The organism is Streptomyces sp. TAA486 (assembly GCF_000426165.1).
On the sequence record NZ_AUEV01000009.1, the window covers coordinates 201,915 to 222,639 of the forward strand.

Here is a 20,725-nt window from a genome sequence, read left to right on the forward strand (position 1 = left end):
CGCTTCACCCTACGTCCACACTGTCAGCCGCGGCCCCGCTGTCCCGGCACTCTGGGGGCCCAGGCATCCGATTCGGGTTTGCCGGGCTCCGAGCCCTCCTGGCGGGACTCGCGGTGGACGCGGGAGGCGTCACGCAGGTCGCGTGAGGCGTAAGGGCCGGCCGAGTGCAGCATTCCGTGATGGCCGCCGTTGCCCACGCCGCCGGAAACCGTCGCGTCGCTATGGTGCATCGCGGAGCCGCGTCCGCCTCCCTCAGCGCCGCCCGTGCCCCCGTCGTCGTCCCCGTGACCATTGCCCCCGTTGGCGCCCTCCGGCCGCCGGATGCGGTAGGCCGCCCGGTAGGCGGCCGGCGACGAGCCGAGCTGCCGCCGGAAGTGGCCGCGCAGCGCGACGGGGGAGCGGAAGCCGCAGCGCCCGGCGACCTCGTCGACCGAGTAGTCGGAGGTCTCCAGCAGCCGCTGCGCCTGGAGTACGCGCTGGGTGATCAGCCACTGCAGCGGTGCGCTGCCCGTCAGGGAGCGGAAGCGCCGGTCGAAGGTCCTCCGCGACATGTACGCACGGGCGGCCAGCGTCTCCACGTCGAACTGCTCGTGAAGGTGCTCCAGCGCCCACGCGACGACCTCGGCGAGCGGGTCCGCGCCCATTTCCTCGGGTAAAGACCTGTCCAGATGGCGTGAATGGGCTCCGCCCTCGGTGCCGCTGCCGCGTCGGGGAGGCACCACGAGGCGGCGGGCGAGGGCGCCGGCCGCTTCGGTCCCGTGGTCGGTGCGTACGACGTGCAGGCACAGGTCGATACCGGCTGCGGTGCCGGCGGAGGTGAGGATGTCGCCGTCGTCGACGAACAGCTCGCGCGGGTCGACGTGGACGGACGGGTAGCGCTTGGCGAGCGTCGGCGCGTACATCCAGTGCGTCGTGGCGGGGCGCCCGTCCAGCAGCCCCGCGGCGGCGAGCACGAAGGCCCCGGTGCACAGCCCGACCAGGCGCGCACCTTCCTCGTGCGCCCTGCGCAGGGCGTCCAGAGCCGCGGCCGGCGGCGGCTGGGTGATCGACCGCCAGGCCGGGACGACGACGGTGCCCGCTCGGGACAGTGCGTCCAGCCCGTAGGGAGCGCTCAGTTGGAGCCCGCCGGTCGTACGCAGCGGCCCGTCCTCCCCCGCACACACCAGAAGCCGATAGCGGGGGACCCCGGCGTCCTGGCGGTCGATGCCGAAGACGGAGAGCGGTATGGAGCTCTCGAAGATGGGACCTCCGCTGAACAGCAGTACCGACACGATCTCTCGGCGCCGCCGTGCGGCCAGCTTGCGGGTCGTCGCCGGGCCGTTCGTCGAGTCCTGATGGCTCTTTGGAACGCTCACCGGAAGTCAGCCCCCCTCAATCGTCGCGTCCTCTCGGTCCTGCACGTTTCCCCCGCGGCGAAAGCCAAGATCGAATCTACTGTGTCGGACGTGGCCGGTGGGACAAGTTCGACACTCGACGCTATGTCGACATGGCAACTTGGCGTGAAGCATTCGATCACGAAGCGTTCCATTCGGTGACGCCACTGGGAAGTGCGCATGCCGTCCCTGCCCCGCCGCCGTATGAGCCACACGTGCCCGTCGGTCCTTTCCTCGCAGGTGGCGAGGGGTGGTGAAGTTGCCGTCTCAACTGCCGTGACCAGGAACAAATTTGGCCGAAAAACACGGGGGACGCACGTGGGATTCGGACACACCTCAAACCTACGCCCCCGTGAACCGGCGTACGCCGGTGTGAATTCGGCCGCTACGGCTGACCCGGGGTTCCCCAGTACCGTCCGCCCCTGTGCAGTCCCGTACCGGTGCGGCTGTGACGGCCACGGTGAGGGCCCGGTCCGCCGCTGGTGAAACGGCCGGGGCCCCGCTGCGCGTGCGCGTACCCGGAGAGGCGCAGAAGCACCCCGCACGCGACCGTGACGACGGTGAGCCCGGCGGCCACGCCCAGGGCCGTGGGGAGCGGAACGTCGCAGGTCAGCAGCGTCAGCGGGACCAGCGCACAGCTGAACGCGCCCCAGCGGACGAGCCCGGCGGCAGCGGCGGAGGCGCGGGCCGCGGACTCCGCCTCGGGGTCGTGCTCGTCGTCGTTCTGGTACGCGCGGAAATCGAATCGGAGCGCTGTGGACGGAAGTCGGCGGTTTCCGCCTTGTCGGTGAGTCTGAGTGGGCACGCAGGGATAACGCGGAGTGCGCCGGGGTGTAACTCAACGTGTCCGGATGCTTGTTGTGCGTAAGGGGCGGGACGGGGCGTTGCGTGACGCTGCTCCCTCAGGCATGCTCCGGGGTCAGCCAGTCGCGGCCGGTGCCTCCCAGCGCCCCTGGGCAAGGGGGGAGTCTGGTCGTACCCTTACGGGTAAGAGGCTGGAGAGGGGCCTTGGGGCGAACCTTTGGCCGGATCTTTCCGGGTGCTCAGCGCCCCTCGGCATCCCCGTCCCCGTACGGAAGCTCACAGTCAACCGCCGCTCCCTCCGCACAGAGGACTCCTTTCGCCGAGACACAGATGGCCGGACACGAGATCCCCGAACCAGCGGACCGCAAGCAGGTCGCAGATCACAGTGCGACCGATGAAGCGGTGGAAGAAGCACGCCACTCGTGCGACCCCGCCTTCCAGCACGGCGTCGTGGTGGGCTTCGACGGGTCCATGTCCAGTGAACGTGCCCTGGCTTATGCGATCGGGATGGCCTACAGGTCCGGCTCGGGCCTGATCATCGTCCACGTGGCCAACAGGCTGCCGACGACGGTCTGGGCGGGGTGCGAGCCGCCCGTCTTCGTGGATGTGCCGGACCATCGCACGGAGGTGCTCGGCCTCGAACTCGCTTGTGCGGAGCACCTGTCGGAGGTTCCGTGGATCCTCGTCGAGCGGGGCGGCGACATCTGCCACGAACTCGAAGAGGTCGGGCACGAGTACGAGGCCGACGCCATCGTCGTCGGTTCGACGCACGGTCTCGCGGGGCGGATCTTCGGCTCGGTGGCCGGGCGGCTGGCTCGGCGGGCCGAACGTCCCGTCGTGGTGATTCCGTAACGGCTTCTCTGCCTGTGGGTGCCCAATCGTCCCCTGTGCGGCGCGAGTTCATTTTTTGTCCGGCGCTGAATCTTCTCAACTCGGGATGTGGATTGTGCGCTTGTGAGGGGCATATAGGGGGCACGAGTCACTGCACACATGAACAGCGTGCTGTCGCACGGGAGGTGACGGTCCCGTGGGACGGCAACCTGCCGGCGTTATGGGCGACGCCGGCAAGGGGAGGCGGAATCCCGCGTGGTTGGTGGCCCGCGCGGGATTCCGCCCACCGCTGTCGTGTGTGTGCGCCGCCGCTACTCGACGGTGACGGACTTCGCCAGGTTGCGGGGCTTGTCGATGTCACGGCCGAGCGCCAATGCCGTGTGGTAGGCGAGCAGTTGCAGCGGAATACCCATCAGCACCGGGTCCAGCTCGACCTCGTTGCGCGGCACGACGATCGTGTGGTCCGCCTTCTCCTGCTCCTGGTGCGCCACCGCGAGGATCTTGCCGCTGCGGGCCTTGATCTCCTCCAGCGTCGCCCGGTTCTTGTCGAGCAGTTCGTCGTTCGGGAGGATCGCCACCGTCGGCACGGCGGGTTCGATCAGCGCGAGCGGCCCGTGCTTGAGCTCGGAGGCCGGGTAGGCCTCGGCGTGGATGTACGAGACCTCCTTCAGCTTCAGGGACGCCTCGCGGGCGACGGGGTAGCCCCGCACGCGGCCGACGAACATCATGCTCTTCGCATGTGCGTAGTCCTCCGCGAGCTTCTTGATGTCGTCCTCCGTGCGCATGATCTCGTCGATCTGCCCGGGGAGGCGCCGCAGTCCGGCGATGATCCGCTTCCCGTCGGCCACCGACAGGTCGCGGATGCGGCCGAGGTGCAGGGCGAGCAGCGCGAACGCGACCGCGGTGTTGGTGAAGCACTTGGTGGACACGACGCAGACCTCGGGCCCCGCGTGCACGTACACCCCGCCGTCCGTCTCGCGCGCGATCGCGGAGCCGACGACGTTGACCACGCCCAGCACGCGTGCGCCCTTGCGCTTGAGCTCCTGCACGGCGGCGAGGGTGTCGTAGGTCTCGCCGGACTGGCTGACCGCGATGTAGAGGGTGTCCGGGTCGACGACCGCGTTGCGGTAGCGGAACTCGCTGGCGGGCTCCGCGTCGGCGGGTACGCGCGCCAGCTCCTCGATCATCTGGGCGCCGATCATGCCCGCGTGGTAGGCGGAGCCGCAGCCGAGGATCTTCACGCGGCGCATGCTCCGGGCCTCGCGGGCGTCGAGATTGAGGCCCCCGAGGTGGACCGTCGCGAAGCGCTCGTCGATGCGGCCGCGCAGCACCCGGTCGACCGCGTCGGCCTGCTCGGCGATCTCCTTGTGCATGTAGGTGTCGTGGCCGCCCATGTCGTAGGACTCGGCGGCCCACTCCACCGTCTCGGGCGAGGTCGAGGTGCGGGAGCCCTCGGTGGTGTACGTGCGGTAGTCGTCGGCCTTGATCGTGGCCATCTCGCCGTCGTCCAGGGTGACGACCTGGCGGGTGTGGGAGACGAGCGCGGCGACGTCGGAGGCGACGAACATCTCGTGCTCGCCGATGCCCAGCACGACGGGCGAGCCGTTGCGTGCCACCACGATGCGGTCGGGGAAGTCGGCGTGCAGCACGGCGATCCCGTAGGTGCCCTCGACCATGCGCAGTGCTTCCTGGACCTTGGCCTCGAGGCGTTCGGCCTGTGCGCGGGCGATGAGGTGGCAGAGGACCTCGGTGTCGGTCTCGGAGACGAACGTGATGCCGTCGGCGGTGAGTTTGGCGCGCAGTTCAGAGGCGTTGTCGATGATGCCGTTGTGGACGACGGCGACCTTCTCGTCCGCGTCGAGGTGCGGGTGGGCGTTGACGTCGTTGGGGGCGCCGTGCGTGGCCCAGCGGGTGTGTGCGATGCCGGTGGTGCCTGCGAAGCGGGTCGGTACGCGCTCCTCCAGGTCCCGGACGCGGCCCTTGGTCTTGGCCGTCTTCAGGCCCGAGTTCTTGCCCGTGCCGCTGCTGTGGATGGCGATGCCGGCGGAGTCGTATCCCCGGTACTCCAGCCGCTGCAGGCCCTCCAGCAGGAGCGGGGCAACTTCGCGTTGGCCGATATATCCCACGATTCCGCACATATTGGCTGTTGCCTCTCCCTCGTCGGTTTCCACTTGGTGGTGGGCTGGTCGTCGTGTTGTCGTGTGCCGGGCTTCGGTCGCCGGTCGCGTCCGTCAGTCGCGGGCCGTCATCCGTGTGCGGCGACAGCCGCCGTCGTGCGTCATCCGTAGACGATGCGGCGCAGTTGCCGCAGCGAGAGATCCGGGGGTGCCACCGCGCGGTGCGGCAGCTCGGACGAGATGCGGGCGAAGATCTGCGTGTTGTTCTGTCCTCGGGACTGCAGCTCGCGGTGGCGTCGGCGTACGAACTCCTCGGTCGACTCGTCGAAGTACGCAAGGACGTCCATGACGATCCGGGCCGCCTCACCGCGGTGGAGCGGTGTCGTGCGGACCAGATGGTCGATGAGGTCGTCGTGGACCGGCGTACGCACTTCCAGCACCCTTTGATATTGCGGGCTCGGCGCGATGAACGCAAGAAACCTGCCCGATATCGGGCACGTGTCGCTCTGAATAACTGTGTGTGATGCACACCCCACACCTCGCGGAGCCTGCCCGGTGTCACGGAGCGCGTCACGAAGCGCCGCAGCTGAGGGGGTGCGGAAGGGCCGCGAGCGGCTGACGGCGAGTGGTCTACACCTTGACCCGGCGTGAGCGGCGCGATACACGTGTGTCCGTTCGTCTGCTCCACGCTCAAGCCATGGCCACGCAGTGACGCTGCGTGCGCCCCCATGCACGACGCCCACCGAAGGGACCGCTCGTGAGACGAATCCGGCCGCTGCTGCTGTGCGCCGCTCTCCTCGCAACCGTCCTTCCCGCATCCCTCACCACCCCCGCCGCGGCCGCCGACGACGACTCAGGACGTCAGGCGCGGCAGCCCACACCGCTGAACCAGGTGGTGCCGGCGCCGGAATCGGTACAGGAGGGCGGCGGGCCCTTCACCGTCACGGAGCGGACCGTGATCCGCGTGACCGGCTCCTCCGGCGAGGCCCGCCGCGTCGGGGAGCAACTCGCCGCGCTGCTGCGGCCGTCCACCGGATACCGACTGCCCGTCACGGCGCGGCCCGGCAGCGACGGCATCCAACTGCGCCTCGGCGGCGGGAAGTCGGGCAAGTCCGAACTGGGCGCGGAGGGTTACCGGCTTCAGGTCTCACCGCGGGCGGCCGTGATGTCAGCGCCCACCGGTGCGGGCCTCTTCCACGGCATGCAGACACTGCGTCAACTGCTGCCCCCGCAGATCGAGTCGCGCACAGAGCAGCCCGGCCCGTGGCAGGTGGCCGGCGGGACCGTCACCGACAAGCCGCGCTACGCCTACCGCGGCGCGATGCTCGACGTCTCCCGGCACTTCTTCAGTGTCGACGAGGTCAAGCGCTACGTCGACCAGCTGGCCATGTACAAGATCAACAAGCTGCATCTGCATCTCTCCGACGACCAGGGGTGGCGCATCGCCATCGACTCCTGGCCGCGGCTGGCGACCTACGGCGGCGGGACCGAGGTGGGCGGCGGCCCCGGCGGCTTCTACACCAAGGCCGACTACCGGGAGATCCTGCGGTACGCCGGCGAGCACGAGATGACCGTCGTGCCCGAGATCGACATGCCCGGGCACACCAACGCGGCGCTCGCCTCGTATGCCGAACTCAACTGCGACGGCGTCGCGCCGCCCCGCTACACCGGCACCGAGGTCGGCTTCAGCTCGCTGTGCGTGCCGCTCGATGTGACGTACGACTTCGTCGACGACGTGGTGCGTGAGCTGGCCGCGATGACTCCCGGCCGGTATCTCCACATCGGCGGGGACGAGGCGCACTCGACCAGCCACGAGGACTACGTCGCCTTCATGGAGCGGGCGCAGAAGATCGTCGCGAAGTACGGGAAGACCGTGATCGGCTGGCACCAGCTCACCGGTGCGAAGCCCGCCAAGGGTGCTGTGGCGCAGTACTGGGGGACGAGCGGCGCGGCCGACGAGCCCGAGGTGGTGGAGGCCGCGAAGAAGGGGACGCAGCTGATCCTCTCCCCGGCCAACCGCGCCTACCTCGACATGCAGTACAACAAGGACACTCCGCTGGGGCTGCACTGGGCCGGCTACGTGGAGGCGGAGCAGTCCTACGACTGGGAGCCCGGCAGCTACATCCAGGGCGCGCCCGCAGACGCCGTGATGGGAGTCGAAGCGCCGCTGTGGTCGGAGACGCTGGAGAAGAGCGAGCACATCGAGTTCATGGCCTTCCCGCGTCTTCCGGGGATCGCGGAGCTGGGCTGGTCGCCCGCCTCGGCGCTCGACTGGGACGACTACCGAATGCGGCTCGCACAACAAGGGCCGCGCTGGGAGCAGTTGGGCATGGAGTACTGGCGTTCGCCGCAGGTGCCCTGGCCCGCCGAGGGGGACTGACCGGGGGCGGGTGCCCCTGGCCCCTTACCGGTTTGCTGACAGAGGCCCGTCCCCTCTCCCTGGTGCGAGAGGGGACGGGCCTCGTCTGTACGTCCGCTCGCGGCGTGCCCTGCGGTTCGGGCATCCGGCCTCACCCGCCTGTGGCCGGCGGCTCCGGCCGGCCGTCCCGCCGGGCCGGCCGACTGCCCCACACCATCAGGCAGTCGGCGCCGTGCCGCGACTATCCGACGCCGAGCTCCCTGGCCACCAGCATGCGCTGGACCTCGCTGGTGCCCTCGCCGATCTCCAGGATCTTCGAGTCGCGCCACATCCGGGCCACCGGGTACTCGTTCATGAAGCCGTAGCCGCCGTGGATCTGCGTGGCCTCGCGGGCGTTGGTGACGGCGATCTCGGAGGAGTACAGCTTCGCCAGCGCCGCCTGCTTCTTGAACGGCTCGCCGAGAATCAGGCGGGACGCGGCGTCGCGCCAGGAGATCCGCGCCGTGTGCGCCCGCATCTCCATGTCGGCCAGCTTGAACTGGATGGCCTGGTTGGCGCCGATCGGCTTGCCGAAGGCGTGCCGGCTGTTGGCGTACGCGACGGATTCGTCGACGCAGCCCTGCGCGAGGCCCGTGGCCAGTGCGGAGATCGCGATGCGGCCCTCGTCGAGGATCCGCAGGAACTGGGCGTAGCCGCGGCCCTCTTCACCGACCAGGTTCGCTGCCGGGACGCGCACGTCGGAGAAGGAGAGTTCGCGGGTGTCCGACGCGTTCCAGCCGACCTTCGAGTACGGGGCGGCGACCGTGAAACCGGGGGTGCCGGAGGGCACGATGAAGCTCGAAATGAGGGGAGCGCCGTCGTCCTTGCGGCCGGTGACGGCGGTGACGGTGACCAGACCGGTGATGTCCGTACCGGAGTTGGTGATGAAGCTCTTCGTGCCGTTGATCACCCACTCGTCCCCGTCGCGCTCGGCGGTGGTGCGCGTACCGCCCGCGTCGGAGCCGAAGTCCGGTTCGGTCAGGCCGAAGGCGCCCATGATCTCGCCGGAGCACAGACGCGGCAGCCACTCGCGCTTCTGCTCCTCGGTGCCGAAGCGGAAGATGGGCATCGCGCCGAGGGAGACGGCTGCCTCCAGGGTGATGGCCACCGAGGAGTCGACTCTGGCCAGCTCCTCCAGGGCAAGGCAGAGCGCGAGATAGTCGCCGCCCATGCCGCCGTACTCCTCGGGGAAGGGCAGCCCGAACAGGCCCATCTCGCCCATCTGGCGCACGATCTCGTACGGGAACTCGTGCCGCTCGTAGAACTCACCGATCTTCGGGGCGACAACCTTCTGCGCGAACTCCTCGACGGTGCGGCGGAGTTCCTCGTGCTCGGAGGAGAGGCGGTGGTCGAGAGACATGGTCACTGCTCCTTGTGGGAGTTCGGGTGGGAGCCGGCACCGGTGTCCGCGCCGGTGAGCGCTCGCACGGTGCGTGAGGGGCTGGGGCGGCCCAGCCGGTCCGCCATCCAGCCGCTCGTGGCCGTCAGACGGGCGAGATCGACCCCGGTCTCGATGCCCAGGCCCTGCAGCATCCAGACGAGATCCTCGGTGGCGAGATTGCCGGTGGCGCTCTTGGCGTAGGGGCAGCCGCCGAGGCCGCCCGCGGAGGCGTCGACGGTGGTCACCCCGTGCCGCAGCGCGGTGAGCGTGTTGGACAGCGCCTGGCCGTAGGTGTCGTGGAAGTGGACCGCGATCCGGGCCGCGGGCACTCCGGCGGCGGTCAACTCGCCGACCAGCGCTGTGACATGACCCGGTGTGGCGACGCCGATGGTGTCGCCCAGGCTCAGCTCGTCACAGCCCATGTCGAGGAGCGCACGGCAGACCTTGACCACCTGAGCGGGCGGGACGGGGCCCTCCCACGGGTCGCCGAAGCACATGGAGACATAGCCGCGGACCCACTGATCCTCTGCCTTGGCCCGCGTGACCACCGGCTCGAACATCGCCAGGGATTCGTCCAGGGACCGGTTGAGGTTGGCCCTGGCGAAGGACTCGGTGGCGCTCGCGAACACGGCGATGTGCCGGCAGCCGTGGGCGACGGCGCGGTCCAGGCCGCGTGCGTTGGGTACCAGGACCGGCAGCCGGACGTCCCCCGGGAGGTCCGCGAGCAGCGGCATCAGCTCTTCGGCGTCGGCGAGTTGGGGGACCCACTTGGGGTGCACGAAGCTCGTCGCCTCGATGGTCTCCAGTCCGGCCTCGCGCAGCCGGTGGATGAACTCGGACTTCACCTCGACGGGGACCGTCGCCTGCTCGTTCTGCAAGCCGTCCCGCGGTCCCACCTCGTGGATCCGCACCCGCGGTGGAAGCCCGTCGTCGCCGAAACGCATGGGAAGGCCCTCGATCACGCCTCTGCCTCCTTCTCCTCGGCGCCGTCCGCCGCGGGATGCGGCTCCACGACGGCGAGCACCTGATCCATGGCCACGGTGCTTCCCGCCGTGACGTCCAGCTCGGTGACCGTGCCGTCGTAGGGGGCGGTGATGACGTGCTCCATCTTCATCGCCTCCACGACGAGCAGGCTCTGTCCCGCGGTGACCTTGTCGCCGGCGGCGGCCTTGACCACCGTGACCGTGCCGGGCATGGGTGCCGTCAGGGCGTCGGCGCCGTGAGCTCCCGCACCGCCGCGGAGGGCGGCCGCCACCGGGTCGTGGTCCTGTACGTGCCAGCTGTCTCCGTCCCGGCCCAGCCAGTGGCCCGACCCGGAGGGGACGTGGGCCAGTTGGAAGGTGATCCCGCCCCACTCGACGAGCAGCCCGTGTGTTCCGGCGCCTTCGCGCAGCCGGGCCGCGCGGGCCTCGCCGTCACCGACACGGACCTGCACGTCGTCGGGACTGCTCGCGGGGGAGTGGCCCCCGACGCGGACGACAACCGGGTCGTGCCCGGGCACCTTCAAGTGGTGCACGGTCCAGGCCGGTTCACCGCCGAGGCGCCACCCCGAGGGCATCGAGAACGGGTCGGTCCATCCCGACGCTGCTTCTCGTGGCTCGAGCGCCGCCTGGCGCAGCAACGCGGCCGCTGCGTAGACCTCTTCGGGAATGTGCCGCGGCACCAGCGAGGCCGCGGCGCGGTCCACCAGACCGGTGTCGAGAGCGCCCGCGGCCACGTCGGGGTGCCCCAGCAGCCGTCGAAGGAAGCCCGTGTTGGTCTCCACGCCGAGCACCGTCGTCTCGGCGAGCGCGGCGCGCAGCCTGCGCAGCGCGGTGGGCCGGTCCGGACCGTGGGCGATGACCTTGGCCAGCATCGGGTCGTACGTCGTGCCCACCTCGGTGCCGGGCAGCAGCCCCGAGTCCGTGCGTACGCCCAGGCCTTCCGCCTCCCGGAGCAGCAGCACCGTGCCCGCCGAGGGCAGGAAATCCACCCTGCCGCCGTCCGGACCGGAGGCGCTGCCGGCTCCGCCCGGGGCGGCCTGGACGAGGGCCGTCTCGGCGCAGATGCGCGCCTCGACCGCGTGGCCACTGAGGCCGATGCCGGCCTGGCCGAAGGGCAGTTGCTCTCCTGCCGCGACCCGCAGCTGCCACTCGACCAGGTCCACGCCCGTGATCATTTCCGTCACGGGATGCTCGACCTGGAGACGGGTGTTCATCTCCATGAAGTAGTACGGACGCGGGGTGCCGCCGTCCCGCGGCGCCTGCTCGCCGCCCGGAACGATGAACTCCACCGTGCCGGCGCCCCGGTACCCGCAGGAGCGGGCGGCCTCCACGGCGGCTTTGCCCATCGCCGTGCGCGTCGCCTCGTCGAGCAGCGGGCTCGGCGCCTCTTCGATGATCTTCTGGTGGCGCCGCTGGAGGGAGCATTCGCGCTCGCCCAGGTGCACCACGTTGCCGTGCCCGTCCGCGAGGACCTGGATCTCGATGTGGCGCGGCGAGTCGATCCAGCGCTCCACCAGCAGCGTGTCGTCGCCGAAGGACCCGAGGGCCTCACGCCTCGCCGCCGCGATCTCCTCCGCCAGCGCCGCCTCGTCCCGCACCAGCCGCATGCCCTTGCCGCCGCCCCCGGCGGACGGCTTCAGCAGCACAGGCATGCCGATCTCCCGTGCAGCGGCGGCCAGTTCGGAGTCGTCGAGACCCGATCCGGACGAGCCCGGCACGACGGGGACGCCCGCAGCCCGCACCGTCTCCTTGGCGCGGATCTTGTCGCCCATCAGATCGATTGCCGTCGCGGGCGGGCCCACGAAGACAAGCCCGGCCTCCGAACAGGCCTGCGCGAACGGCGCGTTCTCCGCAAGGAAGCCGTAGCCCGGGTGGACCGCCTGGGCGCCGCTGCGCTCCGCGGCCTCCAGCAGCCGCTCCGGAGACAGATAGCTGGCGGCGGCCTGCGCCGGGCCGATACGCACCGCCTTGTCCGCCTCCCGGACATGGCGTGCTGCGGCGTCTCCGTCGCTGTATACGGCGACGGAAGTGATGCCCAGCTGCCGCAGGGTGCGGATCACCCGCACCGCGATCTCGCCGCGGTTGGCAACCAGCACGCTGTCGAACATCGTCACAGTCCCCATCCTCACGATGCAGCCCCTCACATACGGAAGACGCCGAAGCCCGGCTCCCCGGAATCCTTCGCCGGCAGCGGTGCGTTGGCGCACGCGGTGAGCGCGAGGCCCAGCACGGTCCGTGTCTCCAGCGGGTCGATCACGCCGTCGTCCCAGAGCCGCGCCGTCGCGTAGTAGGCGTTGCCCTGCTCCTCGTACTGGGCACGCACAGGGTCGCGGAACTCCGCCTCCTCCTCGGCGCTCCACTCCTCGCCGCGCGCCTCCATCTGGTCGCGCTTGACGGTCGCCAGGACGGCGGCGGCCTGCTCGCCGCCCATCACGGAGATCTTCGCGTTCGGCCACATCCACAGGAAGCGGGGGCTGTAGGCACGGCCGCACATCGAGTAGTTCCCCGCGCCGTACGAACCGCCCACGACCACCGTCAGCTTCGGCACCCTCGTGCACGCCACGGCCGTCACCATCTTCGCGCCGTGCTTGGCGATACCGCCCGCCTCGTAGTCGCGCCCGACCATGAAGCCGGAGATGTTCTGCAGGAAGAGGAGGGGGATGCCGCGCTGGTCGCACAGCTCGATGAAGTGGGCGCCCTTCTGGGCCGATTCGGAGAAGAGGATGCCGTTGTTGGCGACGATGCCGACCGGATGGCCGTGGATCCGCGCGAACCCCGTGACCAGCGTCGTGCCGAACTCGGCCTTGAACTCCTGGAACCGGGAGCCGTCGACCACACGGGCGATCACCTCGCGCACGTCGTAGGGCGTGCGTGAGTCGACGGGCACCGCGCTGTAGAGCCCCGAAGGGTCGACGGAAGGCGGCTCCGACGCCCGCACGGACCAGGGCAGCGGGCCTCGCTCGGGCAGGGTGTCCGCGATGCGCCGCACGATGCGCAGCGCATGCGCGTCGTCCTCGGCGAGATGGTCCGTGACACCGGAGACCCGGCTGTGGACCTCGCCGCCGCCCAGCTCCTCGGCGGTGACGACCTCGCCCGTGGCCGCCTTCACCAGCGGCGGACCGCCGAGGAAGATCGTGCCCTGACCGCGCACGATCACCGCTTCGTCGCTCATCGCGGGTACGTAGGCGCCGCCCGCCGTGCACGAGCCGAGCACCGCCGCGATCTGCGGGATGCCCGCACCCGACATGCGCGCCTGGTTGTAGAAGATCCGCCCGAAGTGCTCGCGGTCGGGGAAGACGTCGTCCTGCATAGGGAGGAACGCGCCGCCCGAGTCGACCAGATAGACGCACGGAAGCCCGTTCTCCAGGGCGATCTCCTGGGCGCGCAGATGCTTCTTCACCGTCATCGGGTAATAGGTGCCGCCCTTGACCGTGGCGTCGTTGGCGACGACGACCACCTCGCGCCCCGAGACCCTTCCGATGCCCGCGATCACGCCCGCCGCCGGTGCCGCACCGCCGTACATCCCCTCGGCCGCGAGGGGGGCGATCTCGAGGAAGGGGGAGCCCGGGTCGAGCAGCGCGTCCACCCGGTCGCGCGGAAGGAGCTTGCCCCGCTCCGTGTGACGCGCGCGGGCGCGCTCGCCGCCGCCCAGCCTGGCGGCGGCCAGCCTCTCCCGCAGCTGTGAGGCCAGCTCCCGGTGCGCGGCCTCGTTCGTGCGGCAGGCGTCGGACGCCGGGTCGATGCTGCTGACCAGCGCCGGCCCCGGCCCTCCGGCCTGGCTCGGGGGAATCCCCCCGGCCTGCGGGACAGCTGCCCGCCCCGGTGCCGACTGCGGCTGCTCGTGCCTCACCTCGCGCCCCCTCGCCCTCTGCTCATGACTGCTGCGGCTGCCCATGACTCCGGCCCGTTTCGCGGAGCACCCCGGTTCATCACGACCGTCCGCCCGCCACGGGTGCCGGCGGCGGTGGTCGAAGCGGTGGCCGATCTGTGCCCGGTGTCGCGCTCGGCGACTGTGATCCACGACTGCTCATCAGCGGTTAACGTCCATTAACCACCGTCCTCAAGGTTAACGCTCGCTAACCCTCCTGTCTAGAATGGATTCATGAGCACGCAGACGGGGCCCACCCCCACCCGCCGCGAGCAGATCCTGCGCGAGGCCGCCCGTCTCTTCGCCGAGCGCGGCTTCCACGGCGTCGGCGTCGACGAGATAGGAGCAGCGGTCGGGATCAGCGGCCCCGGTCTCTACCGCCACTTCGCGGGCAAGGACGCGATGCTCGCCGAACTCCTCGTCGGCATCAGCGAGCGGCTGCACGAGGGCGGCCGCATGCGGGTGGAGGAGTCGGCCGCTGCGGGGCTCGCCCCGGAGGCGGCCCTGGACGCGCTGATCGCCGGGCACATCGACTTCGCGCTCGACGACCGTTCGCTGATCACGCTCCACGACCGCGAGCTGGACAGGCTGCGTGAGAGCGACCGCAAGCAGGTGCGCAAGCTCCAGCGGCAGTACGTCGAGCTGTGGGTGGACGCCGTGCGGGCCATCTACCCGGAGCTGACGTCGCTCGAGGCACGCGTCGCGGTGCACACCGTCTTCGGTCTGCTCAACTCCACGCCCCATCTGAGCGGTTCGTCCGCCCTGCCCGACCGCGAGACCACGGCCGCGCTGCTGCACCGGCTCGCGCGGGGCGCCCTTGCCGCGGCTCCCGCCGAAGCGGAACCGGGGCGCATGCGTGCCGGATCAGTGGGCACCACCGCTGGTACCACCTCTGGACAGCGCAGCTGACCCGTGGGTAGCTTTGACTGAGCAAGCGCTTAGCCCAAGCTGAGTCACGTCCGTACGCGCATGCATCCTGCCCGGTGCCTGGCCGCCCGTACGGGCTCTGTTTCGGCCCGGTGCGCGAGAGAGCGGGACATGAGGAGGCGTGCCAGTGCGACGCACGGTATTCGGCGAGGACCACGAGGCGTTCCGTCAGACCATCCGGGATTTCATCCAGGCCGAGGTCGTACCCCACTATCCGGAATGGGCCGAACAGGGCTACGTCCCGCGGAGCTTCTACAAGAAGCTCGGTGAGCTGGGCGTCTTCGGCATCGAGGTCCCGGAGGAGTACGGCGGCGCGGGCGAAAAGAGCTTCAAGTTCAACGCGGTGGTCACCGAGGAGTGCGCGCGGGCCGGCGTCAGCTTCGGCGGCTCCAGCGTGCACACCGCGCTGTGCCTGCCCTACATACTCAAGTACGGCTCCGAGGAGCAGAAGCAGCGCTGGCTGCCCTCCTTCGTGTCCGGCGACATGATGACCGCCATCGCCATGACGGAGCCCGGCACAGGCTCCGACCTCGCGGGCATGAAGACCACGGCCAGGCTGTCGTCGGACGGCAAGCACTATGTGCTCAACGGCGCCAAGACCTTCATCACCGGCGGGGTCCAGGCCGACCGCGTCCTGGTGTGCTGCCGTACCTCGCCCGCCGACCCCGAGGACCGGCGCGGCGGCATCTCCATCCTCGTCGTCGACGCCAAGAGCGAGGGCTACGCCGTCGGCAGGAAACTCGACAAGCTCGGTCTGCGCTCGTCCGACACCGCCGAACTCTCCTTCACCGACGTCAAGGTGCCCGTCGAGGACATGCTCGGGGAGCCTGGCAAGGCGTTCACGTACCTCACGCACAACCTGCCGCAGGAGCGGCTGGGCATAGCCATCGGCGCGTACGCCATGTCGTCGGCCGCCGTGCGGTTCGCGCACGAGTACGTGAACGAGCGGACCGTCTTCGGCCGCGAGGTGGCCTCGTTCCAGAACACCAAGTTCGTGCTGGCCGACTGCAAGGCCGACGTCGATGCCATGCAGGCGGTGTGCGACCGCGCCCTGGAAGCGCTGGACGCGGACGAGTTGACGGCGGCCGACGCCGCATCGGCGAAGCTGTTCACCACGGAGCTGGCTGCCCGGGTCATCGACAAGTGCCTGCAGCTGCACGGCGGTTACGGCTACATGCTCGAGTACCCGATCGCCAATCTGTACGCCGACACCCGCGTCTCACGCATCTACGGCGGCACCAGCGAGGTCATGCGCTCGATCGTGGCCAAGTCGATGGGGCTGTGACGGTGCGCCCGGGAGCACGTCCTGCGGATGTGATCCGGAACGCTTCACTCCGGATTGTGATCTGCGCCGTAACCGCAGGTAGTTCACCACGGGCACAATCGCAGGCATGAGCAACGAACTGACGTCACTGGTCGACCTGCTCGATCTGGAGCGGGTCGAGCAGGACATCTACCGGGGCGACAGCCGGGAGGCCGTCGTCCCGCGGGTGTTCGGGGGGCAGGTCGCCGCGCAGGCACTCGTCGCCGCGTGCCGGACCGTGCCCGAAGGGCGTCTCCCGCACTCCCTGCACTCCTACTTCCTCCGCCCCGGCGACCCGGGCGCGCCGATCGTCTACACCGTCGACCGCATCCGCGACGGACGCTCCTTCACCACCCGCCGGGTCGTGGCCGTCCAGCACGGGCAGCCGATCTTCCACCTGTCGAGTTCCTTCCAGACGTACGAGGAGGGGCTCGAGCACCAGGAGCCGATGCCGGAGGCGCCCGATCCCGAGACGCTGCCGACGGCCGCGGACATGCTGCCCCGGTACGCGGAGCTCTTCCGCGGCTCGGACGTTCCGCAGCGGCTGATGAAGGCACGTGCCGCCGTCGATCTGCGGTACGTGCGGGAGCCCCCGTTCGCCAGTGCGGGGCAGCCGCGTGAGCCCCGTTCGCAGGTCTGGTTCCGCACGAACGGGAAGCTGGACGGGGCGCTCGACGACCCCACACTGCACATCTGCCTCGCCACGTACGTCTCCGACATGACGCTGCTGGACTCGGTGCTGCTGGCGCACGGCCGCGGAGGCTGGGCGGTCGGCGACGTCGTCGGGGCGAGCCTGGACCACGCGATGTGGTTCCACCGTCCCTTCCGTGCGGACGAGTGGCTGCTGTACGACCAGGTCAGCCCGACCTCCCAGGGCGGACGCGGCCTCGGCAGCGGGCGGATCTACACCCGCGACGGGCGCCTCGCCGTCTCGGTCATCCAGGAGGGTGTCGTGCGGGTGCCGCGCGGCCAGGACTGAGGGCGCGCGGCGCACGGCACGAGCCGTGCGCCGCAAGGGAGTTCAGCGATCCTCCAGCTCCGTGAAGAGTGTCAGCCACTGCTGCGGAGTCACCAGCCCGACCGGTGCGGAGGGGTCGGCGTCCGCGCGTGCGAAGGCCGCGCGGACACGGGCGGTGCGGTGCCGGCGCGACAGCGTCGCCCCGAGCGAGCCGCCGACACCGGTGAAGCCGTGTGCGACGAACTCCCGGTAGGCGGGCATCCGTCGGTGCGGCAGGAGCGGCGTGCCGCGCCGTTCGATCCGCAGCACCGCCGAGTCCGTACGCGGCACAGGCGTGAACGACTCGCGGCCCACCCGGCCCAGCCGGCGCCACCCGAACTGGGGCCAGGTGCTCACGGTCAGCAGCGGCCAGCGCCCGTAACCCCCGGTCGACCTGGCGGCGTACTCGAACTGCGTGAGGAGCGTCGCCGAGGTCAGATGTGACGCGGCGAGGCACCAGCGGACGATGTCGGTCGTACGGGAGTAGGGGATGTTGCCCACCACGGCGAACGGCTCACGTGGGGCCCGGGAGCGGAGGAAGTCCCCCCGGACCAGGCGCAGTCCGGGCCGGGAGCCGAGGCTGCGGGAGAGCTGTGCGGCCAGTCGCGGGTCGATCTCGTAGGCGATGACGCGGCGGTCACCGGTGGCCAGTTGGCGCGTCAGCACCCCTTGCCCCGCGCCGGGTTCGACGACGAGAGCGTCCGGGGGCAGTGCGCCGGCGCGGATGACGCGCCGTACGGCGGCGGTGTCGTGGAGGAAGTTCTGGGAGAGCGTCTTGCGGCGGCGTGCCACGGCGAGGTCCTCGGGTGTGTGAGGACGGGCGCGGCAGCGTGCCGGCGTGCGTAGGTGTGCGCGGTCGCGACGAGCGAGGCGTTCCTTGTGCGCGCATGCGAGGCGTTCCGTACGGCGCTCGTACGGCACGGCTCTGCCGGGCCTGTCCGGTCGATGGGGACACCGGAGGCCCTGGGCACATGCCGGGACGCGTGGCGGAAGCGGTGTTGCGGCAGCGGACGGCTGCGGTCAGGCGGAGCCGCCGGCCGGACGTGGCCGGGCATGCGTGGCGGCAGCGGGAAGCCGGGTGCGCCTCAGGCGTCCTGGCGGATGGCCAGGGCCGGGCGCCGGCCGCGCGGGCGGATGACGAGCTGGGGCATGCGGCCCCAGCCGGTGTTCACCCATAGCCCTGCGGGCATGGGAAGTGCCCCCAGCGCGGCGGCGCGCACACCGTTGATGATCGCCTGCATGGCTGCGGACATGGTCAGGACGCTAAGCGGGTTCGGTGCAGCGGAGCAAACGGTTTTCTCCGCGCCGGCCCGCGGTCACTCCGTGCCGGGTTGTGCCGCCGCCAGCAGGTAGGAGGTGAGGGGCTCGTAGAAGCGCGGGTCGGTGACGTGGTCGTCGAGCGGCACGGTGGCCGCGAGGGTGTTCTCGGCCTCGCCGAGGAAGAGCGCCGGGTCGTTGCAGTCCGCGAAGCCGACCGTCTCGATCCCCTGCTGCCCGGCGTACCCCGCCCAACCGTGATCGGCGACGACCAGGTCCGGCAGCCGTTCCCCGGCCCGGCTGAGCTGGTCCAGCACGGCGGCCATCGGAGCGGGGGAGTGGGTGTGCCACAGGGACGCGCCGCGCTCGTGCACCGCGACGCCGCCGAACTGCACCACGACACCGTCGTCCGTGTACGTGCCCAGCGGTACGCGGACGATGTCGCAGCCCGCGTCGTGCAGCGACCGCGCGAGTGCCCCGTGCATGTCGAGCAGCGCGCCGGGGTGTCCCGTCGCGAACAGCACCCGCAGACGGCCCTCCGCGGCCTTGCGCAGCTCCGCCGCCGACCGGTCGAGGGCGCCCACGGTCATCTCCGGGTCGATGGTGTCCTGGCCGGTGCGGTGGTCCGGGTCGTCGATGACGCCGCAGCGCTCGGCCATCACCGCGAGAACGTCCTGTTCGTCCGTCCAGCGGTCGCCGAGTTCGAGGCCGAGCCAGTAGTGCCGGTCGCCGTTGGCGAGCTTGCGGTAGTGGGACAGGTTGTTCTCGCGGGGGGTGGCCACGTCGCCGGCGATGCGGGTGCGTACGAGGTGGTCGATCAGCTCGGACCTGGTCGGTGCGGCGGCGGGCGCGAATATGGGCATGCGGCCATTGTCACCCCTGGGGTGCGGGCCCCGTCAGGCGCGCCCGGCATCCGCCGCGCGCCACCCGGCCCCGCCACACCTGTACGCGGCGGACAAGTCGGCGGCCCGCGCTCCCGGTTACGGCCAACGAGCGGCCGCTTCCCGGGCGTCTACGCTCGCGCCCATGAGCAACGCTGAGCAGCACGGAGAGTCCCAGCAACCCGCCGAGCAGCCCGAACGTGCCCACCGGCCGGAGCCCGTCGGGCCGGTGGACAGCTCCCGCGTACCTCGCTACGCCGGGCCCGCGACGTTCGCGCGGCTGCCACGTCTGGACGAGGTGGGCGGCACCGCGGATGTCGCCGTCGTCGGCGTCCCCTTCGACACCGGTGTCTCCTACCGGCCGGGCGCACGCTTCGGCGGCAACGCCATCCGCGAGGCATCCCGGCTGCTGCGCCCGTACAACCCGGCGCAGGAGGCCGCGCCCTTCGCTCTCGCGCAGGTGGCGGACGCCGGTGACATCCCGGCGAACCCGTTCGACATCGGCGAGGCCGTGGAGACCGTGCAGGAGGCCGCCGACGGTCTGCTCGACAGTGGTGCCCGGCTGATGACGCTCGGCGGCGACCACACCATCGCTCTGCCGCTGCTGCGCTCGGTCGTGCGGAAGCACGGCCCGGTCGCCCTCCTCCACTTCGACGCCCATCTGGACACCTGGGACACCTACTTCGGGGCCGCCTACACGCACGGCACGCCGTTCCGCCGGGCCTTCGAGGAGGGGCTGCTGGACACCTCGGCCGTCTCGCACGTCGGCACGCGCGGTCCGCTCTACGGCCGCAAGGACCTGGACGAGGACGCGAGGATGGGCTTCGGCATCGTCACCTCGGCGGATGTGATGCGCCGCGGCGTCGACGAGGTGACGGACCAGCTGAGGCAGCGCATCGGCGATCGGCCCCTCTACATCTCGGTGGACATCGACGTGCTGGACCCGGCACACGCGCCGGGCACGGGCACCCCCGAGGCCGGCGGGCTCACCTCACGCGAACTGCTGGAGATCATCCGCGGCCTCGCGGACTGCCGTGTGGTCTCCGCGGACCTGGTGGAGGTCGCCCCCGCCTACGACCAGGCGGAGATCACCTCGGTCGCCGCCTCGCACACGGCCTATGAACTGACGACGCTCATGGCACGGCAGATCGCCGAGGGACGCACGGGGCAGTAGGTGACGCGAGTGCTCGCCGGGTTCCGTGCGAATCCGGTTCGACAAGTGGTTCGAGAGACGCACATGGGGCGGTTTCCAGCCGTATTGCGAACGGAGTGTATGCGCTTGCTCGCACAACGTGCTTGCCCGGGGCATCGGACGCCGGGGGAACATGGCTGGTGGAAGCGGTGCGTGTGATCACGCTCACACACAGTAAGCGGTAACTGTGCGAACGTGGTTTAACACAAAACGTTACTGAATCTGGTCGGTCGGTGGTGCATCTCAGGAAAGTTCCCGACAGACTTCCCACTGCGGTCCCGCGGGATGGGGACGAAACATGACGGCGACAGCGTCGGCCCTGTGGGGGGTGCCGCCTGTCAGCATTCCATGGACGTCCCCGCCGGGGCGGTCCGGAGAGCCCCCCGCTCTCCGGACCGCCCCGGTTGTCGTTC

General features: G+C 70.5%; 17 protein-coding genes. 6 read left to right on the plus strand and 11 right to left on the minus strand.

Annotated elements, in window-relative coordinates:
• Positions 1 to 23 precede the first annotated feature (23 nt).
• Both I004_RS0115435 and I004_RS34120 read right to left on the minus strand, forming a co-directional pair.
• Positions 24 to 1,355 (minus strand): helix-turn-helix domain-containing protein, encoded by a 1,332-nt coding sequence (locus I004_RS0115435; RefSeq protein WP_028436241.1) that lies wholly within the window; start codon positions 1,353 to 1,355, stop codon positions 24 to 26.
• 403 nt (positions 1,356 to 1,758) lie between these two features.
• The gene (locus tag I004_RS34120) at positions 1,759 to 2,178 is read right to left on the minus strand and encodes a hypothetical protein (protein ID WP_199779398.1); all 420 of its coding nucleotides are present in this window, start codon (positions 2,176 to 2,178) and stop codon (positions 1,759 to 1,761) included.
• A 329-nt stretch (positions 2,179 to 2,507) separates the two neighbouring features.
• On the opposite strand from I004_RS34120, the gene I004_RS0115445 reads away from it, so the two are divergent.
• Positions 2,508 to 3,029, plus strand: a complete 522-nt coding sequence (locus tag I004_RS0115445; protein ID WP_028436242.1) for a universal stress protein — start codon at positions 2,508 to 2,510, stop codon at positions 3,027 to 3,029.
• A 290-nt stretch (positions 3,030 to 3,319) separates the two neighbouring features.
• Here I004_RS0115445 and glmS read toward each other — a convergent pair whose 3' ends face one another.
• Both glmS and I004_RS0115455 read right to left on the minus strand, forming a co-directional pair.
• Positions 3,320 to 5,146 (minus strand): glutamine--fructose-6-phosphate transaminase (isomerizing), encoded by a 1,827-nt coding sequence (gene glmS, locus I004_RS0115450; RefSeq protein WP_028436243.1) that lies wholly within the window; start codon positions 5,144 to 5,146, stop codon positions 3,320 to 3,322.
• 140 nt (positions 5,147 to 5,286) lie between these two features.
• The gene (locus tag I004_RS0115455) at positions 5,287 to 5,565 is read right to left on the minus strand and encodes a hypothetical protein (RefSeq protein WP_028436244.1); all 279 of its coding nucleotides are present in this window, start codon (positions 5,563 to 5,565) and stop codon (positions 5,287 to 5,289) included.
• Positions 5,566 to 5,891: 326 nt separating this feature from the next.
• Here I004_RS0115455 and I004_RS0115460 point away from each other — a divergent pair, with 326 nt between their 5' ends.
• Positions 5,892 to 7,505, plus strand: a complete 1,614-nt coding sequence (locus I004_RS0115460) for a beta-N-acetylhexosaminidase (protein ID WP_486580018.1) — start codon at positions 5,892 to 5,894, stop codon at positions 7,503 to 7,505.
• Between the two features lie 220 nt (positions 7,506 to 7,725).
• On the opposite strand, the gene I004_RS0115465 is transcribed toward I004_RS0115460, so the two are convergent.
• From I004_RS0115465 to I004_RS0115480, 4 genes are read right to left on the minus strand one after another with little or no spacing between them, the layout of a single operon-like run.
• A complete protein-coding gene (locus tag I004_RS0115465) occupies positions 7,726 to 8,883 on the minus strand; it encodes an acyl-CoA dehydrogenase family protein (protein ID WP_028436246.1) in 1,158 nt (385 codons plus the stop codon).
• Positions 8,884 to 8,885: 2 nt separating this feature from the next.
• Complete coding sequence (locus tag I004_RS0115470; RefSeq protein WP_037976433.1) at positions 8,886 to 9,848, minus strand: hydroxymethylglutaryl-CoA lyase; 963 nt, start codon at positions 9,846 to 9,848, stop codon at positions 8,886 to 8,888.
• A gap of 14 nt (positions 9,849 to 9,862) precedes the next feature.
• Positions 9,863 to 11,995: an ATP-binding protein gene (locus I004_RS0115475; protein ID WP_028436248.1), complete on the minus strand. Its 2,133-nt coding sequence runs from the start codon at positions 11,993 to 11,995 to the stop codon at positions 9,863 to 9,865.
• 32 nt (positions 11,996 to 12,027) lie between these two features.
• A complete protein-coding gene (locus I004_RS0115480) occupies positions 12,028 to 13,782 on the minus strand; it encodes a carboxyl transferase domain-containing protein (protein WP_486580011.1) in 1,755 nt (584 codons plus the stop codon).
• A 207-nt stretch (positions 13,783 to 13,989) separates the two neighbouring features.
• Here I004_RS0115480 and I004_RS34125 point away from each other — a divergent pair, with 207 nt between their 5' ends.
• From I004_RS34125 to tesB, 3 genes are all read left to right on the plus strand, one after another.
• Positions 13,990 to 14,664, plus strand: coding sequence for an SACE_7040 family transcriptional regulator (locus I004_RS34125; RefSeq protein WP_078511241.1), 675 nt, complete (start codon positions 13,990 to 13,992; stop codon positions 14,662 to 14,664).
• 145 nt (positions 14,665 to 14,809) lie between these two features.
• Complete coding sequence (locus I004_RS0115490; protein ID WP_028436250.1) at positions 14,810 to 15,967, plus strand: acyl-CoA dehydrogenase family protein; 1,158 nt, start codon at positions 14,810 to 14,812, stop codon at positions 15,965 to 15,967.
• A gap of 106 nt (positions 15,968 to 16,073) precedes the next feature.
• The gene (tesB, locus tag I004_RS0115495; protein WP_028436251.1) at positions 16,074 to 16,964 is read left to right on the plus strand and encodes an acyl-CoA thioesterase II; all 891 of its coding nucleotides are present in this window, start codon (positions 16,074 to 16,076) and stop codon (positions 16,962 to 16,964) included.
• A 42-nt stretch (positions 16,965 to 17,006) separates the two neighbouring features.
• Here the strand turns inward: tesB and erm are convergent, their stop codons facing one another.
• From erm to I004_RS0115510, 3 genes are all read right to left on the minus strand, one after another.
• A complete protein-coding gene (gene erm / locus I004_RS0115500; protein WP_028436252.1) occupies positions 17,007 to 17,774 on the minus strand; it encodes an ErmE/ErmH/ErmO/ErmR family 23S rRNA (adenine(2058)-N(6))-methyltransferase in 768 nt (255 codons plus the stop codon).
• 293 nt (positions 17,775 to 18,067) lie between these two features.
• Positions 18,068 to 18,235, minus strand: coding sequence for a hypothetical protein (locus I004_RS39490; RefSeq protein WP_158677040.1), 168 nt, complete (start codon positions 18,233 to 18,235; stop codon positions 18,068 to 18,070).
• A 63-nt stretch (positions 18,236 to 18,298) separates the two neighbouring features.
• Positions 18,299 to 19,102 (minus strand): phosphatase, encoded by an 804-nt coding sequence (locus I004_RS0115510; protein ID WP_028436253.1) that lies wholly within the window; start codon positions 19,100 to 19,102, stop codon positions 18,299 to 18,301.
• 163 nt (positions 19,103 to 19,265) lie between these two features.
• Here I004_RS0115510 and speB point away from each other — a divergent pair, with 163 nt between their 5' ends.
• Positions 19,266 to 20,294, plus strand: a complete 1,029-nt coding sequence (gene speB, locus I004_RS0115515; RefSeq protein ID WP_486580012.1) for an agmatinase — start codon at positions 19,266 to 19,268, stop codon at positions 20,292 to 20,294.
• Positions 20,295 to 20,725 lie beyond the last annotated feature (431 nt).

What these genes read in the sequence shown, in the direction of transcription:
- I004_RS0115445 (WP_028436242.1), top strand. Translation starts at nt 2,508, where the DNA reads ATGGCCGGACACGAGATCCCCGAACCAGCGGACCGCAAGCAGGTCGCA.
- glmS (WP_028436243.1), bottom strand. Translation starts at nt 5,146, where the DNA reads ATGTGCGGAATCGTGGGATATATCGGCCAACGCGAAGTTGCCCCGCTC.
- I004_RS0115465 (WP_028436246.1), bottom strand. Translation starts at nt 8,883, where the DNA reads ATGTCTCTCGACCACCGCCTCTCCTCCGAGCACGAGGAACTCCGCCGC.
- I004_RS0115470 (WP_037976433.1), bottom strand. Translation starts at nt 9,848, where the DNA reads ATGCGTTTCGGCGACGACGGGCTTCCACCGCGGGTGCGGATCCACGAG.
- I004_RS0115475 (WP_028436248.1), bottom strand. Translation starts at nt 11,995, where the DNA reads ATGTTCGACAGCGTGCTGGTTGCCAACCGCGGCGAGATCGCGGTGCGG.
- I004_RS0115480 (WP_486580011.1), bottom strand. Translation starts at nt 13,782, where the DNA reads ATGGGCAGCCGCAGCAGTCATGAGCAGAGGGCGAGGGGGCGCGAGGTG.
- I004_RS34125 (WP_078511241.1), top strand. Translation starts at nt 13,990, where the DNA reads ATGAGCACGCAGACGGGGCCCACCCCCACCCGCCGCGAGCAGATCCTG.
- tesB (WP_028436251.1), top strand. Translation starts at nt 16,074, where the DNA reads ATGAGCAACGAACTGACGTCACTGGTCGACCTGCTCGATCTGGAGCGG.
- I004_RS39490 (WP_158677040.1), bottom strand. Translation starts at nt 18,235, where the DNA reads ATGTCCGCAGCCATGCAGGCGATCATCAACGGTGTGCGCGCCGCCGCG.
- I004_RS0115510 (WP_028436253.1), bottom strand. Translation starts at nt 19,102, where the DNA reads ATGCCCATATTCGCGCCCGCCGCCGCACCGACCAGGTCCGAGCTGATC.
- speB (WP_486580012.1), top strand. Translation starts at nt 19,266, where the DNA reads ATGAGCAACGCTGAGCAGCACGGAGAGTCCCAGCAACCCGCCGAGCAG.